The organism is Limnobaculum parvum (genome assembly GCF_003096015.2).
Classification (GTDB): Bacteria; Pseudomonadota; Gammaproteobacteria; order Enterobacterales; family Enterobacteriaceae; genus Limnobaculum; species Limnobaculum parvum.
Genome location: NZ_CP029185.2, coordinates 3,293,055 through 3,307,500, shown reverse-complemented (window position 1 = coordinate 3,307,500; position 14,446 = coordinate 3,293,055). Strand labels below are relative to the sequence as shown.

Below are 14,446 nucleotides of genomic sequence, written 5' to 3'. Positions count from 1 at the left end.
CATCCTCCAAGGCTAAATACTCCTGACTGACCGATAGTGAACCAGTACCGTGAGGGAAAGGCGAAAAGAACCCCGGCGAGGGGAGTGAAATAGAACCTGAAACCGTGTACGTACAAGCAGTGGGAGCCTACTTTGTTGGGTGACTGCGTACCTTTTGTATAATGGGTCAGCGACTTATATTTTGTAGCAAGGTTAACCGAATAGGGGAGCCGTAGGGAAACCGAGTCTTAACTGGGCGTCAAGTTGCAAGGTATAGACCCGAAACCCGGTGATCTAGCCATGGGCAGGTTGAAGGTTGGGTAACACTAACTGGAGGACCGAACCGACTAATGTTGAAAAATTAGCGGATGACTTGTGGCTGGGGGTGAAAGGCCAATCAAACCGGGAGATAGCTGGTTCTCCCCGAAAGCTATTTAGGTAGCGCCTCGTGAACTCATCTTCGGGGGTAGAGCACTGTTTCGACTAGGGGTCCATCCCGGATTACCAACTCGATGCAAACTCCGAATACCGAAGAATGTTATCACGGGAGACACACGGCGGGTGCTAACGTCCGTCGTGAAGAGGGAAACAACCCAGACCGCCAGCTAAGGTCCCAAAGTCATGGTTAAGTGGGAAACGATGTGGGAAGGCATAGACAGCCAGGATGTTGGCTTAGAAGCAGCCATCATTTAAAGAAAGCGTAATAGCTCACTGGTCGAGTCGGCCTGCGCGGAAGATGTAACGGGGCTAAACCATGCACCGAAGCTGCGGCAGCGATATGAAAGTATTGTTGGGTAGGGGAGCGTTCTGTAAGCCTGTGAAGCTGGACTGTGAGGTCTGGTGGAGGTATCAGAAGTGCGAATGCTGACATAAGTAACGATAAAGCGGGTGAAAAGCCCGCTCGCCGGAAGACCAAGGGTTCCTGTCCAACGTTAATCGGGGCAGGGTGAGTCGACCCCTAAGGCGAGGCCGAAAGGCGTAGTCGATGGGAAACAGGTTAATATTCCTGTACTTGGTGTTACTGCGAAGGGGGGACGAAGAAGGCTAGGCTATCCGGGCGACGGTTGTCCCGGTTTAAGCGTGTAGGTGGGTCGATTAGGTAAATCCGGTTGACTATTAACACTGAGGCGTGATGACGAGCCACTACGGTGGTGAAGTAGTTGATGCCCTGCTTCCAGGAAAAGCCTCTAAGCTCCAGGTAACATTAAATCGTACCCCAAACCGACACAGGTGGTCAGGTAGAGAATACTCAGGCGCTTGAGAGAACTCGGGTGAAGGAACTAGGCAAAATGGTGCCGTAACTTCGGGAGAAGGCACGCTGACGTTAGGTGAAGAGACTTGCTCTCGGAGCTGAAGTCAGTCGAAGATACCAGCTGGCTGCAACTGTTTATTAAAAACACAGCACTGTGCAAACACGAAAGTGGACGTATACGGTGTGACGCCTGCCCGGTGCTGGAAGGTTAATTGATGGGGTTAGCGTAAGCGAAGCTCTTGATCGAAGCCCCAGTAAACGGCGGCCGTAACTATAACGGTCCTAAGGTAGCGAAATTCCTTGTCGGGTAAGTTCCGACCTGCACGAATGGCGTAATGATGGCCAGGCTGTCTCCACCCGAGACTCAGTGAAATTGAACTCGCAGTGAAGATGCTGTGTACCCGCGGCAAGACGGAAAGACCCCGTGAACCTTTACTATAGCTTGACACTGAACATTGAGCCTTGATGTGTAGGATAGGTGGGAGGCTTAGAAGCGTGGACGCCAGTCTGCGTGGAGCCAACCTTGAAATACCACCCTTTAATGTTTGATGTTCTAACTTTGACCCGTTATCCGGGTTGAGGACAGTGTCTGGTGGGTAGTTTGACTGGGGCGGTCTCCTCCCAAAGAGTAACGGAGGAGCACGAAGGTTAGCTAATCACGGTCGGACATCGTGAGGTTAGTGCAATGGCATAAGCTAGCTTGACTGCGAGAGTGACGGCTCGAGCAGGTACGAAAGTAGGTCATAGTGATCCGGTGGTTCTGAATGGAAGGGCCATCGCTCAACGGATAAAAGGTACTCCGGGGATAACAGGCTGATACCGCCCAAGAGTTCATATCGACGGCGGTGTTTGGCACCTCGATGTCGGCTCATCACATCCTGGGGCTGAAGTAGGTCCCAAGGGTACGGCTGTTCGCCGTTTAAAGTGGTACGCGAGCTGGGTTTAGAACGTCGTGAGACAGTTCGGTCCCTATCTGCCGTGGGCGTTGGAAGATTGAGAGGGGTTGCTCCTAGTACGAGAGGACCGGAGTGAACGCACCACTGGTGTTCGGGTTGTCATGCCAATGGCATTGCCCGGTAGCTACGTGCGGAAAAGATAACCGCTGAAAGCATCTAAGCGGGAAACTTGCCTCGAGATGAGTCTTCCCTTGGACCTTGAGTCCACTGAAGGAACGTTAAAGACTATGACGTTGATAGGTCGGGTGTGTAAGCGTAGCGATACGTTGAGCTAACCGATACTAATGAACCGTGAGACTTAACCTTACAACACCGAAGGTGTTTTGATGAGAGAGACGAATTTAAATTTCAGCGAATGTTCAGGATTGGAATGGATGGTTGTGCGGGATAGCGATATCGTAGTGCAACGGTTCATGAAACGGAATATGCCTGGCGGCGATAGCGCGGTGGTCCCACCTGACCCCATGCCGAACTCAGAAGTGAAACGCCGTAGCGCCGATGGTAGTGTGGGGCTTCCCCATGCGAGAGTAGGGAACTGCCAGGCTTTAAATTAGAGAAACCCTCAGCGAAAGCTGGGGGTTTTTTGCTTTGGTGCAGATACCGTTCGTTACTCGAGAGCGTAGGATAAACTGGCGAAACAGGTTTGAGCAACGCAAAGCGTTGGCCCGAAGGGCGAATGACGGCGTCGTTCATAAACTACCAAGCTTTATTAAGAAGAACCTCAGTCGACAGGCTGAGGTTTTTTGCTTTATAGAAGGGGCAAAAGATCAAGAAAAAGGGCCGAGAAATCAGCCCTTATCCATACAATATCAGTCGTTAGACTTCTGCTGCCTGACGTAACCGACTTTTTAACGCGGTGTACTCTTTCTGCACATAGCTTTCCGCCCAATTTTGATCGGTAATTGCCTCGAGCTTAACGGCACAATGTTTGAACTCTGGCGTTCTGGATATTGGGTCCAGCTCATCCAGCGTTAGCTTGTTACAGGCACCAATCCACCATTGGTAGGTCATATAAACGGCGCCTTTATTCGTACGATCGCTAACGGCAGCTCGGCTGATGACTTTACCCCGGCGAGAAGAGATCCAAACCAATTGTTGGTCGCGAATGCCCAACATTCCATCTGAATATAACAATTCTAGCTTTTACCCCTAAAAATTTTATCTATCTGCAATAAATAACTTTTTGCTTTCAATTCAATTCTCATGTGATGGATTTTATATAACCAAATACTTTTATCCTCTCGACAGGGCATAAAAAAGACGCTATCTTTAGCAGTATAGAAGTCTAAATGTATAAACGTATAAATGGATATTTAAGGATCAAGCAATGCCAATTCGTATACCTGATGAACTCCCTGCCGTTAATGTTTTACGCGATGAGAATGTGTTTGTGATGACGACGACTCGCGCCAGCCATCAGGATATTCGTCCGCTTAAAATTCTTATCCTTAACCTAATGCCAAAGAAGATTGAAACTGAAAATCAGTTTCTGCGTCTGCTATCTAACTCGCCATTACAGTTGGATATTCAGTTATTGAGAATTGACTGCCATGAGTCAAAAAATACCCCAACAGAGCATCTCAATAATTTCTACTGTAATTTTGAAGATATTCAAGATCAGAACTTTGATGGGCTGATTGTTACCGGAGCGCCACTCGGGCTGGTTGAATTTAAAGATGTTGCCTACTGGACTCAGATAGAGAAAATAACCCGTTGGGCTAAAGCTCATGTGACATCGACCCTTTTTGTTTGTTGGGCTGTGCAGGCAGCACTAAATATTCTCTATGGCATTCCTAAATTGACCATGGGTGAGAAGCTGTCAGGCGTATATTGGCATAGCGTAGTTGCGCCACTGGCACCCTTAGCTCGTGGTTTTGATGACCGCTTTTTAGCCCCGCATTCTCGTTATGCCTGTTTTCCATCAGACATCATTCGTCAGCAAGCCGATCTAGAAATATATGCCGAATCGGAGCAAACTGGCGCTTATCTATTCGCCAGTAAAGATCGTCGCTTTGCTTTTGCTACGGGTCATCCAGAATATGATGCAGGAACCTTGTCTGCCGAGTATTTCCGCGATCGTGATGCCGGACTGGAGCCTACCATTCCTGAGAACTACTTCCCTGAAGATAATCCTGAACGAGTGCCGGTGGCATCCTGGAGAAGTCATGGTTATTTATTGTTTAATAATTGGTTGAATTATTTTGTCTATCAGAGAACACCATTCGATCTGCGTCAGATGAATCCTACATTGGACTAGTTTTTTATAATCTGTGCATATCAGGCGAATTCAGCCTATAACGATATGATTTAAAATTGATGCCACCACACTGGCATAACGCTTTATTAATGAGATAAATGTGATGACCAAGACAGAACAACTACATCAGCAGCTTATTAAACGAATTCTGGTTCTGGACGGCGGAATGGGAACCATGATCCAAAGTTATAAGCTGGATGAGGAAGACTATCGAGGAGCACGTTTTTCTGACTGGAAAAGCGACCTTAAAGGAAATAATGACCTTCTGATATTGACCAAACCAGAGGTGATCTCAGCCATTCATAATGCCTATCTTGAAGCTGGCGCTGACATTCTTGAAACCAATACCTTCAATGCCACATCTATTGCGATGGCTGATTACCATATGGAGTCACTCTCTGCGGAGATTAACTATGAAGGAGCCCGTTTAGCTAGATTATGCGCTGATGAATGGACGGCAAAAACACCACATAAACCACGTTACGTTGCGGGTATTTTAGGGCCAACCAATCGAACCGCCTCTATATCACCGAATGTGAACGATCCTGCTTTTCGTAACGTTACCTTTGACCAATTAGTAGAAGCATATAGAGAATCGACCAGAGCATTAATTCAGGGGGGCGTCGATATCATTATGATTGAGACGATTTTTGATACCTTGAATGCCAAAGCCGCTATTTTCGCAGTGGAAGATATTTTTGAAGAACTCGGCGTCGAATTACCGGTGATGATATCCGGCACCATTACCGATGCCTCTGGTCGTACATTGTCAGGCCAGACGACAGAAGCTTTCTATAATTCATTACGTCACGTCAGACCACTCTCTTTTGGTCTTAATTGTGCATTGGGGCCAGATGAGTTACGCCAGTATGTTGCAGAGCTTTCACGGATTTCTGAATATTTTGTTTCAGTTCACCCTAACGCAGGCCTGCCGAATGCATTTGGTGAGTATGATCTTGGGCCTGATGATATGGCGGTTCAGATTGAAGAATGGGCTAAATCAGGATTTGTTAATATTGTCGGGGGATGTTGTGGAACGACTCCGGCCCATATTGCCGCCATCAGCAAGGTATTGGAGAGTATAACTCCTCGCCCACTACCCGAAATTCCGGTAGCTTGCCGCTTATCCGGCCTAGAACCGCTGGCGATCGATGCGCATAGCCTGTTCGTTAATGTGGGTGAACGTACCAACGTGACTGGTTCAGCCCGTTTCAAGAAATTAATTAAAGAAGAAAAATATAACGAAGCATTAGAAGTTGCACTGCAGCAGGTGGAGAGCGGTGCACAGATTATTGATATCAATATGGATGAAGGCATGCTGGATGCTGAGGCAGCGATGGTTCGCTTTCTCAGTTTGATTGCTGGGGAACCCGATATCGCTCGCGTTCCGATTATGATTGATTCTTCTAAGTGGGACGTTATCGAGAAAGGTCTGAAGTGTATTCAGGGGAAGGGCATTGTTAACTCGATCTCCATGAAGGAAGGGGAAGAAAAGTTTATTCAGCAGGCTCGTCTGGTTCGCCGCTATGGTGCTGCAATGGTAGTGATGGCATTTGATGAAGATGGGCAGGCAGATACTCGAGCGCGTAAAATTGAGATATGTCGTCGTGCTTACCGTATTTTGACTGAGGTGGTTGGTTTTCCGGCAGAAGACATCATTTTTGACCCTAACATTTTTGCCGTTGCCACGGGTATTGAAGAACATAATAACTATGCGGTGGATTTCATTCAGGCCTGCGGTGATATTAAGGCAGAATTGCCGCATGCACTGATTTCCGGCGGTGTTTCTAATGTTTCTTTCTCATTCAGGGGTAATGACCCCGTTCGCGAAGCGATTCATGCGGTGTTCCTTTATCATGCCATCAAGAATGGCATGGATATGGGAATTGTGAATGCAGGACAACTGGCCATTTATGACGATTTACCCGCGGAGCTAAAAGATGCAGTAGAAGATGTCATTCTCAATCGCCGTGCTGATGGTACTGAACGTCTACTGACGTTGGCAGAAAAATATCGGGGTAGTGCAGGAGATGCAGAAGCAGATAAACAGCAGGCGGAATGGCGCGGTTGGCCGGTTACAAAACGACTGGAATACGCTTTGGTTAAAGGTATCACTGAGTTTATTGAGATAGATACTGAAGAAGCCCGACAGCAGGTTGATTTACCGTTAGAAGTGATTGAAGGGCCGCTGATGAGCGGTATGAATATCGTCGGCGATCTATTTGGTGAAGGTAAAATGTTTTTGCCGCAGGTCGTAAAATCAGCGCGAGTCATGAAGCAAGCGGTAGCGTATCTGGAACCCTACATTGAAGCCAGCAAACAACAAGGATCAGCTGCCGGTAAAATATTACTGGCGACGGTGAAAGGGGATGTTCACGATATCGGTAAGAACATTGTTGGTGTGGTATTGCAATGTAACAACTATGAAATTATCGATTTAGGCGTCATGGTACCAACCGAAAAGATTTTAAAAACCGCCAGAGAAGAGAATGTGGATATTATTGGTCTCTCTGGCCTGATTACTCCTTCTCTGGATGAGATGGTCAATGTGGCTAAAGAGATGGAACGTCAGGGGTTCTCTCTGCCACTGTTGATTGGCGGTGCGACCACTTCGAAAGCTCATACGGCGGTTAAAATTGAGCAAAACTACAGTGGCCCAACGGTCTATGTGCAAAATGCTTCTCGTAGCGTAGGTGTCTGTTCTGCGTTGCTTTCCAATATACAGCGGGAGGGTTTTGTTGAGCGTACCCGTAAAGAGTATGAAACCGTCAGGATTCAGCATGCACGGAAAAAGCCGAGAACAGCCCCCGTTAGCTTGCAGGCTGCTAGAGATAACGGGTGGGAGTGCGATTGGGATAATTATACTCCTCCGGTCGCTAAACATTTGGGGGTTCGCCAAGTAGAAGTCTCTATTGAGACCTTAAGAAATTATATTGATTGGACACCATTCTTTATGACTTGGTCGCTGGCGGGAAAATACCCGCGCATTCTGGAGGATGACGTTGTTGGTGAAGAGGCTAAACGTTTGTTTGATGATGCCAATGAGCTGCTGGATAAACTTTCTCAAAATTGTTCACTAACCCCAAAAGGCATTATGGGAATTTTTCCGGCCAATCGGGTTGGTGATGATGTTGAGATTTATGCTGATGAAACTCGCCAGCAGGTTATTAATGTCAGTCATCATCTTCGTCAGCAGACCGAAAAAACGGATTTTCCTAACTATTGCTTGGCAGACTTTGTTGCACCAAAGCAAAGTGGAAAAGCGGATTATTTGGGAGCATTCGCGGTAACTGGCGGTTTGGAAGAGGATACTTTGGCGGATGCTTATGACGCTGCACATGATGATTATAATAAGATCATGATTAAAGCTCTGGCAGACCGTCTGGCCGAGGGGTTTGCTGAATATCTCCATGAGCAAGTACGTAAAGACATCTGGGGATATGCCAAGGGTGAAAACCTGACGAATGAAGAGTTAATTAGGGAAAATTATCAGGGTATTCGACCGGCCCCTGGTTATGCTGCTTGCCCCGAACACACTGAAAAAGCAGCTATTTGGCAATTGCTGAATGTTGAAGAGAAAATAGGCATGAAGCTGACAGAGTCTTATGCTATGTGGCCTGGCGCATCAGTATCTGGCTGGTATTTCAGCCACCCAGAAAGTAAGTATTTTGCTGTTGCTCAAATTCAGCGCGATCAAGCCGAAGATTATGCCGTACGTAAGAATTTAAGCCTAACCGCGGTGGAACGTTGGTTGGCGCCAAATTTGGGATATGATGCTGATTAATAACACATTGATTTAGCCAATAAAAAATATGATTTTTACTGTCACTATGGTGGAAAGTATATTGATCTCTGACGTACTTGAGAAAAGAAAAGCAGGCACTGTATAAATAATAGAGGCCATATTAATAAAATATGGCCTCTATTAATGCTAATTTCTGAAAGTATTAATGTATTAATACAGCCCTAACGTTTTCCACCAAATCAAGCCGAGTGTCAGGAAAATTGCCTGATTGACAATACTGACCACAAAACCAACTCTCCACCACGTTCCGGTAGGAACATATCCGGCACCAAACAGAATTGGACCACGGGCGTGGGAGTATTGTGTCAGAGAGCAATACAGGCTGCTAGTAAAGGCTAACATGAGTGCCATAGGTAAGGCAGGAATATGCAGATTAATACCAACGCTAAGGAAGACCGCGTATAAAGCCGCTATTTGAGCATTCCCACTGGCGAAGAAGTAGTGAGTGTAAAAATAGGCAGCGTTAAGCAGCAACAGGATTAAAATCCAACTGCTATCCCCCATAGCGGTGCCAATGTGATCGCCAATCAGGTTACCAAACCAAGTGGTAAAGCCAAGTTTTTTTAATTGGTTAGCCATCATTAATAGCGCAGCAAACCATATCAGAGTGTCCCAGGCGCCTTTTTCACTTTTCACATCTTCCCAAGTGAGAACCCCGGTCAACAGTAAGAATGAAAGGCCAACGAAAGAGGCCGCTGTCGGGTCAACACCCAACTTATCGCCAAAAATCCACAGAATCAGTAACAGTACGACAGTGGCGGTCATAATCCACTCACTGCGGCTCATTTTACCCATTTTCTCCAGCTCGGTTTTAGCGAGAATAGGCGCATCTGGGGTATGTTTGATTTCAGGTTTGGTCAGCCAGTAAACCAATAGCGGAACAATAATTAGCGAAGCCAGACAAGGGACGATTGCCGCGACAAACCAGCTACCCCAAGTTAAGTGAACATCCGCATTCGCGGCCAGTTTCACCGCCAGCAGGTTGCCGGTATAGGCGGTCATAAACATGGCTGCCGTTACGTCATTCACATTACCAATACAGGTAATCAGGAACGTACCGATTTTATTGCGAGATTGATCTTCAGGATTGGAGTTAAAACTACGAGCCAGAGAGTCCGCGATAGGATAGATAACGCCACCGCAGCGTGCGGTATTGCTTGGCATAGCAGGGGAAAGAATGAGATCGGCAACAGCCAGCCCATAAGCTAGACCTAACGTTCTTTTACCTAACAGGCGGATCATTTGTAATGCAATACGTCTTCCGAGCCCGGTTTTAATAAAACCTCTGGCAATCATGAAGGCGACGACAATCAGCCAGATTAGAGAGCTGTTCAAATCGCTCAATGCGGTTGTAATAGATTCAACCGCGGTAGTCGCACCTGATGCATAGGTTAGCGCAAAAACAGTAATACCAATCAGTCCAACGGCACCAATTGGCAACACTTTAGCCACAATACAAGCAATGGTTGCCACAAAAACAATGGCGGAGTGCCATGCCGGAAGGGTTAAACCCTCTGGCGGGGTAATATTCCAGAGAATAGCGGCACAAATAACTATAATAATCAACGGTAACCAATTGACCGGAGAAGATGTTTTTTCTTTCACAAGCTATCCCTACTCTATATCAGAGAAGTAAATGTCCATACGTTGAAATTAAGAAAATAAAGGAAACTATCGGAAAAACTATTGTATAAATAGAATACTATTTTATTTATTACATCGCGTAATAATATATTATTAAATAATTCAATACCAAATATTTAGTATTCTGGGCAATAAAAAAGAGGCCTAAGCCTCTTTTTTAGAAATGATTATTGATAAAATGGACCATCATATAACGTTATTCAAACAAGTTATGGTGTAGTGTTTTAACCACGTGTTCAGCATCATCTCCCGGTACCAGAAGACACAGGTTATGGCTACTTGCTCCGTAAGAAATCATTCGGATATTAAAGGGTTCCAGCACGCCAAATACTTCTTTTCCTACGCCACGGGCTTTTGCCAGTTCGTTACCAATCAGGGCGACTAATGCCAGATTCTCTTCAACTTCCACTCGACATAATGCCGATAGTTCCGTTAATAATGCACTGGTGAGAAGGCTGGTGCCACAAGTAGATGATCCTGCTGTATCTAGCGTCAGAGCGATACTGACTTCTGACGTAGTGATTAAATCTACAGAGATATTATGGCTAGCCAGAATATTAAATATTTCCGCCAGAAAGCCACGAGCATGTAACATATTGAGGCTATGCAATGTTAACAATGTTTGCTTACGGCGCAGTGCCAACGCCCGGAAAAGCGGAGGCTGGTTGGTTTTGTTGCACACCAAGGTACCACCCGCAGCCACATCTTTACTTGAACCCACAAACACGGGAATATCTCTGCGTACTGCTGGGATCAACGTTGCAGGATGCAGAATTTTCGCGCCGAAGGTTGCCATTTCGGCCGCTTCTTCAAAGCCGATTTCATCAATACGCTTGGCATTAGGAACAACCCGAGGGTCAGTGGTATAAATACCGGGAACATCCGTCCAGATATCAACGCGCTTCGCATTTAGCGCTTCGCCCAGCAGCGCGGCGGTATAGTCACTACCACCTCGTCCTAATGTGGTGGTGCGTCCGCGAGATTCACTGCCGATAAACCCTTGTGTGATGACTAGAGCATTTGCCAGACGCGGTTGCAGGTGCTGCTCGCTCAACGCGCACAGTGCTTGAACGTCAGGTTCTGCTTTGCCAAAGCGATCGTTGGTTTTCATTACGTTACGTACATCAAACCACTCAGCATTGACGTTTCTACTTCTTAGCAGCTCAACAAACAGCAGGGTAGACATCAGTTCGCCGTGGCTAACGAGCTCATCGGTTAACGCTGCTGAGGTTGCCAGACTGGCCGCTTCAGAAAGGGTAGTGATATTTTCCAGCATGCGGTCGATTTCTTCACGCACCACCTCTGAATCAGGCAGGGTATTAAGAATTTGATACTGGATGTGGCGTATCTGCTCAATCTTTTCTGTACGAAGATCCAGATTACAACCTTCAGCCAGAGCAACTAGCAGGTTAGTAACGCCGGCTGAAGCCGATAATACCACGACTTTTACTTCGGGATTTGAGAGCACAACATCGGCAGAACTATTCATCGCGATGCTGTCAGCAACGCTGGTACCACCAAATTTAGCAACAACAATATTAGACATAACTCAATAATTCCTCGTGTCAGGTGGAGCTAATTGATAGCCCTTAAATTCATCAGCCTTGGCACAAAGGAAGCGCGGTAAACAGGGAGCAGACGTAGGAGGGAAACACTACGATACACCCAGAAGCGCCCCACCTTGCCAGAGTCTTAAGTGATTGTGCTGAAACTTCCTGCACGATAATTCCACGTTAAAGACCCTTATTCCCACAATATGTCTGCGGGTAACATTGGTGACAACCCAAGGGATTCAGCCCTTGTGGTCGACAGCGCTGTTGTCCGGTTTGAGCGCTGCCTCGGCGTCGTATCCCCTAGAGTGTTTTTGCTGGATTCCGGATCCTCAAACACTTTACCTGAACGACGCGCCTCTTCTGGCTTGTGTATGGGATACACAAGTAGGCTTTAAGAAATAGCGGGTTATCGAGTCAGTGTCAATGGTGTTTATGTGTTTGTTTTTTATTTCTTTAACAGAAGAGCCGAGGTTTGCTTGGTTTTGCTTTTATACAGGAGGGGAATACGTTATAGGTAACTCATTTTTCGATATTAGACGCTAAGTTTTAGCTTATTTTTATAATAATTATTTTTTAACCAATAAATTAACGTGATGACAAACTGTGGTGAAAGTGAGCCGATATCAATTTGCTATCGGCTCATTAGAGAGTTGGTGATATCTGACGAGGGTTTTATTTTTCGACGACGGTAAAACGTTGACGAATATGCTTGCCTTGTTCGATCTCATCCAGCATGGCAATGGCATAGTCAGCATAGCTGATGGTGCTCTCTCCGGTACTATTAACCATTAATCGCTCGCTGCCGATATTATAACTGCCGGTGCGTTTACCCTCGGGAACAAACATGGCCGATGGGCTGATATAGGTCCAGTTGATGTCGTTTGCTTTCTTCAACGCTAGGAATGCCTCTCCCATGTTGCTGGCTGTTGCTCTGTATGCGTCAGGAAAATCTGGGGAGTCAATAAGGCGCTGCGTTAGCTGTTCATCAAGATATAAGCTGCTGGCACCACCGACCACTAGCAAACGGGTATTTGGGTTGTCAGAGAGAATTTTTCTCAGATGAACCAGCGAGCTTTGGTGCAGGTCTTCATGGCCGGCTGAAGCATTGAATGCATCCACTACTGTGTCAAAAGGTTTTAAATCAGCGGCGGTCAGATCAAAAATATCCTTTTCCAGTACCGCGACTGATTGATCACTTATTTTGCCTGCGTTACGGACAATGGCTGTAACCTGATGTTTTCTGCTCAGGGCTTCCGCCAAGATTTTTTGTCCGGCTTTACCGCTGGCACCAATAATTGCAATTTTCATTATGCTTTTTCCTGTCAGAATAGGGTTCAAAACATGCCATTATTGTTGGCTGCTGCTGTTGGGATTGGTTGTATAACATCCCAATGCTCAATGATTTTTTCATCTTTCAGTTTAAAAATATCGATGATAGCCAGTCCTATATCATCAGGATATTGAGTACTCTTGACGTGTAGTATCACGTAGTCGCCATCAGTAAAAACTTGTTTGATTTCATTATGCGTTTGAGGACGTTCCTTCTTCAGATAGGCAATGTAGTTCTTCAATCCTTCAATGCCATCTTGTGCTAGAGGGTTATGTTGAGTGTAAGTTGGTCCTAAATATTTCACTGCGGCTTCAGCATCTTTTTTGTTGATCGCCAGTTGATAAAACTCAATCACCGTTTGTTTGTTTAACGTTTGCTGGCTATCAGTTTTTGCATAACCAGTAAACGGCAGAGCGAGTAACAGCAGGCTAAAAAGTAGTTTTGTTCTCATTTATGATAGGGCTCCAGAGTATTGTCGATAAGCATTAGGTTGGTGATTCAATGTGTAGAATCGCACAGGGAAAACTTTAATCGCTTTCTATTGTTTTAAAAATAGAGTATTCAATGACAAACTATTGCATAAATTGAGCGAATAAATGGATCGATTAACCGCCATGCAGGTGTTTGTTGAATCAGTAGATCGTGGGAGCCTGACGGCAGCGGCTGAGCGATTGGGGTTATCCCGAGCGAAGGCTTCCCGCTATCTGGCTGAACTGGAACGTTGGCTAGGTATACGGGTGTTACATCGTTCCACTCGGAGCCTTAGTTTGACCTCTGCTGGAGAGTTGGCACTCATTGACTGTCGTCAGATGCTGCAAATTCAGGAAAAAATGATGGCGGCACGCCATGATCACGCTTCTGTTCCTAAGGGAACATTACGCATCACCTGCAGCCAGTCTTTTAGTCAGTCCTATCTGGCTAATTTGATTGCCGAGTATTCTTTACTTTATCCTCAGGTAACTATCGATATCCAATTGCTGGATCGCGCGGTGAACCTAGTGGATGAGCGTATTGATTTAGCTATCCGCATTACCAATACGCTGGAACAGGGGATAATCGCTCGTCCGTTGGGAACCTGCTATTCTGTCACCTGCGCTTCACCGAACTATCTGGATAAGATGGGACGCCCTCAGAGACCTGAAGACTTATCACGACATGTTTGTCTGACTCATGCCAAGTTTGGTGCTCATACTTGGACTTACCGCTCAACCGAAGAGAGCGGTGAACTGATTAAAATCCCGGTAAAAGGGCGTATCAGTGCTAATGAAGCGCTGGCACTAAAGGATGCATCAATAGCTGGCGTTGGTATTACGCTGTTACCATCCTATTTAGTCAGAAATGAGCTGTCCAGTGGGCGGCTTGAGGCTATCCTGACTAAGTATGAGGTGGAGCCAATGACCATCTATGCCATCTATACGTCACGCAGCTATATGTCAGCGGCATTACGCACGTTGTTAACCTTTCTGGATGAACGGTTTAAGTCAGACAACTTTTGGAAATAATTGCCAATAGTAATAATAGGTATACGATCTGTATTTATGCCTATAATTTAGAGAGAAAATATTTTGCTGAATCCTGTCAGCGATGATAATAGAAAATGTCTAGTTGGTAATGGATGATAGTTATCTTAGCGACATTAGCTTTGTGACATTAATTAACTACAGGCTGAC

7 protein-coding genes, 2 rRNA genes, 1 pseudogene and 1 riboswitch (1 of these 11 running past the window's edge) are annotated in these 14,446 nt (G+C 46.0%); of the genes and pseudogenes, 5 read left to right on the top strand and 5 right to left on the bottom strand.

Translation table 11 applies throughout. The features are described from left to right. Together HYN51_RS13820 and rrf are read left to right on the top strand one after the other, a co-directional pair. Positions 1-2,493 (top strand): 23S ribosomal RNA (locus tag HYN51_RS13820); it begins 413 nt to the left of the window's first position. Positions 2,494-2,615: 122 nt separating this feature from the next. Then, positions 2,616-2,731: ribosomal RNA gene (gene rrf / locus HYN51_RS13815) — 5S ribosomal RNA — on the top strand. 272 nt (positions 2,732-3,003) lie between these two features. On the opposite strand, the pseudogene HYN51_RS13810 reads toward rrf, so the two are convergent. After that, positions 3,004-3,300: pseudogene (locus HYN51_RS13810) on the bottom strand (molybdopterin dinucleotide binding domain-containing protein); the annotation flags it as partial. Between the two features lie 214 nt (positions 3,301-3,514). Here HYN51_RS13810 and metA point away from each other — a divergent pair. Together metA and metH are read left to right on the top strand one after the other, a co-directional pair. Then, positions 3,515-4,444: a homoserine O-acetyltransferase MetA gene (gene metA, locus HYN51_RS13805; RefSeq protein WP_108900554.1), complete on the top strand. Its 930-nt coding sequence runs from the start codon at positions 3,515-3,517 to the stop codon at positions 4,442-4,444. A gap of 103 nt (positions 4,445-4,547) precedes the next feature. After that, a complete protein-coding gene (gene metH / locus HYN51_RS13800) occupies positions 4,548-8,228 on the top strand; it encodes a methionine synthase (protein ID WP_108900553.1) in 3,681 nt (1,226 codons plus the stop codon). 171 nt (positions 8,229-8,399) lie between these two features. On the opposite strand, the gene HYN51_RS13795 is transcribed toward metH, so the two are convergent. From HYN51_RS13795 to HYN51_RS13780, 4 genes are all read right to left on the bottom strand, one after another. Then, positions 8,400-9,854: a DASS family sodium-coupled anion symporter gene (locus HYN51_RS13795; protein ID WP_108900552.1), complete on the bottom strand. Its 1,455-nt coding sequence runs from the start codon at positions 9,852-9,854 to the stop codon at positions 8,400-8,402. Positions 9,855-10,089: 235 nt separating this feature from the next. Continuing rightward, on the bottom strand, positions 10,090-11,439 hold the full coding sequence (gene lysC, locus HYN51_RS13790) for a lysine-sensitive aspartokinase 3 (protein ID WP_108900551.1): 1,350 nt from the start codon (positions 11,437-11,439) through the stop codon (positions 10,090-10,092). Positions 11,440-11,554: 115 nt separating this feature from the next. Further along, positions 11,555-11,814, bottom strand: a riboswitch (Lysine riboswitch). Between the two features lie 304 nt (positions 11,815-12,118). Continuing rightward, entirely contained in the window at positions 12,119-12,754 is a 636-nt protein-coding gene (locus HYN51_RS13785; RefSeq protein WP_108900550.1) for an NAD(P)-dependent oxidoreductase, read from the bottom strand. A gap of 26 nt (positions 12,755-12,780) precedes the next feature. Beyond that, complete coding sequence (locus HYN51_RS13780) at positions 12,781-13,227, bottom strand: nuclear transport factor 2 family protein (protein ID WP_108900549.1); 447 nt, start codon at positions 13,225-13,227, stop codon at positions 12,781-12,783. A gap of 145 nt (positions 13,228-13,372) precedes the next feature. Between HYN51_RS13780 and HYN51_RS13775 the strand changes: the two genes are divergently transcribed. After that, a complete protein-coding gene (locus HYN51_RS13775; protein WP_108900548.1) occupies positions 13,373-14,278 on the top strand; it encodes a LysR family transcriptional regulator in 906 nt (301 codons plus the stop codon). The last annotated feature ends 168 nt before the right edge of the window (positions 14,279-14,446 follow it).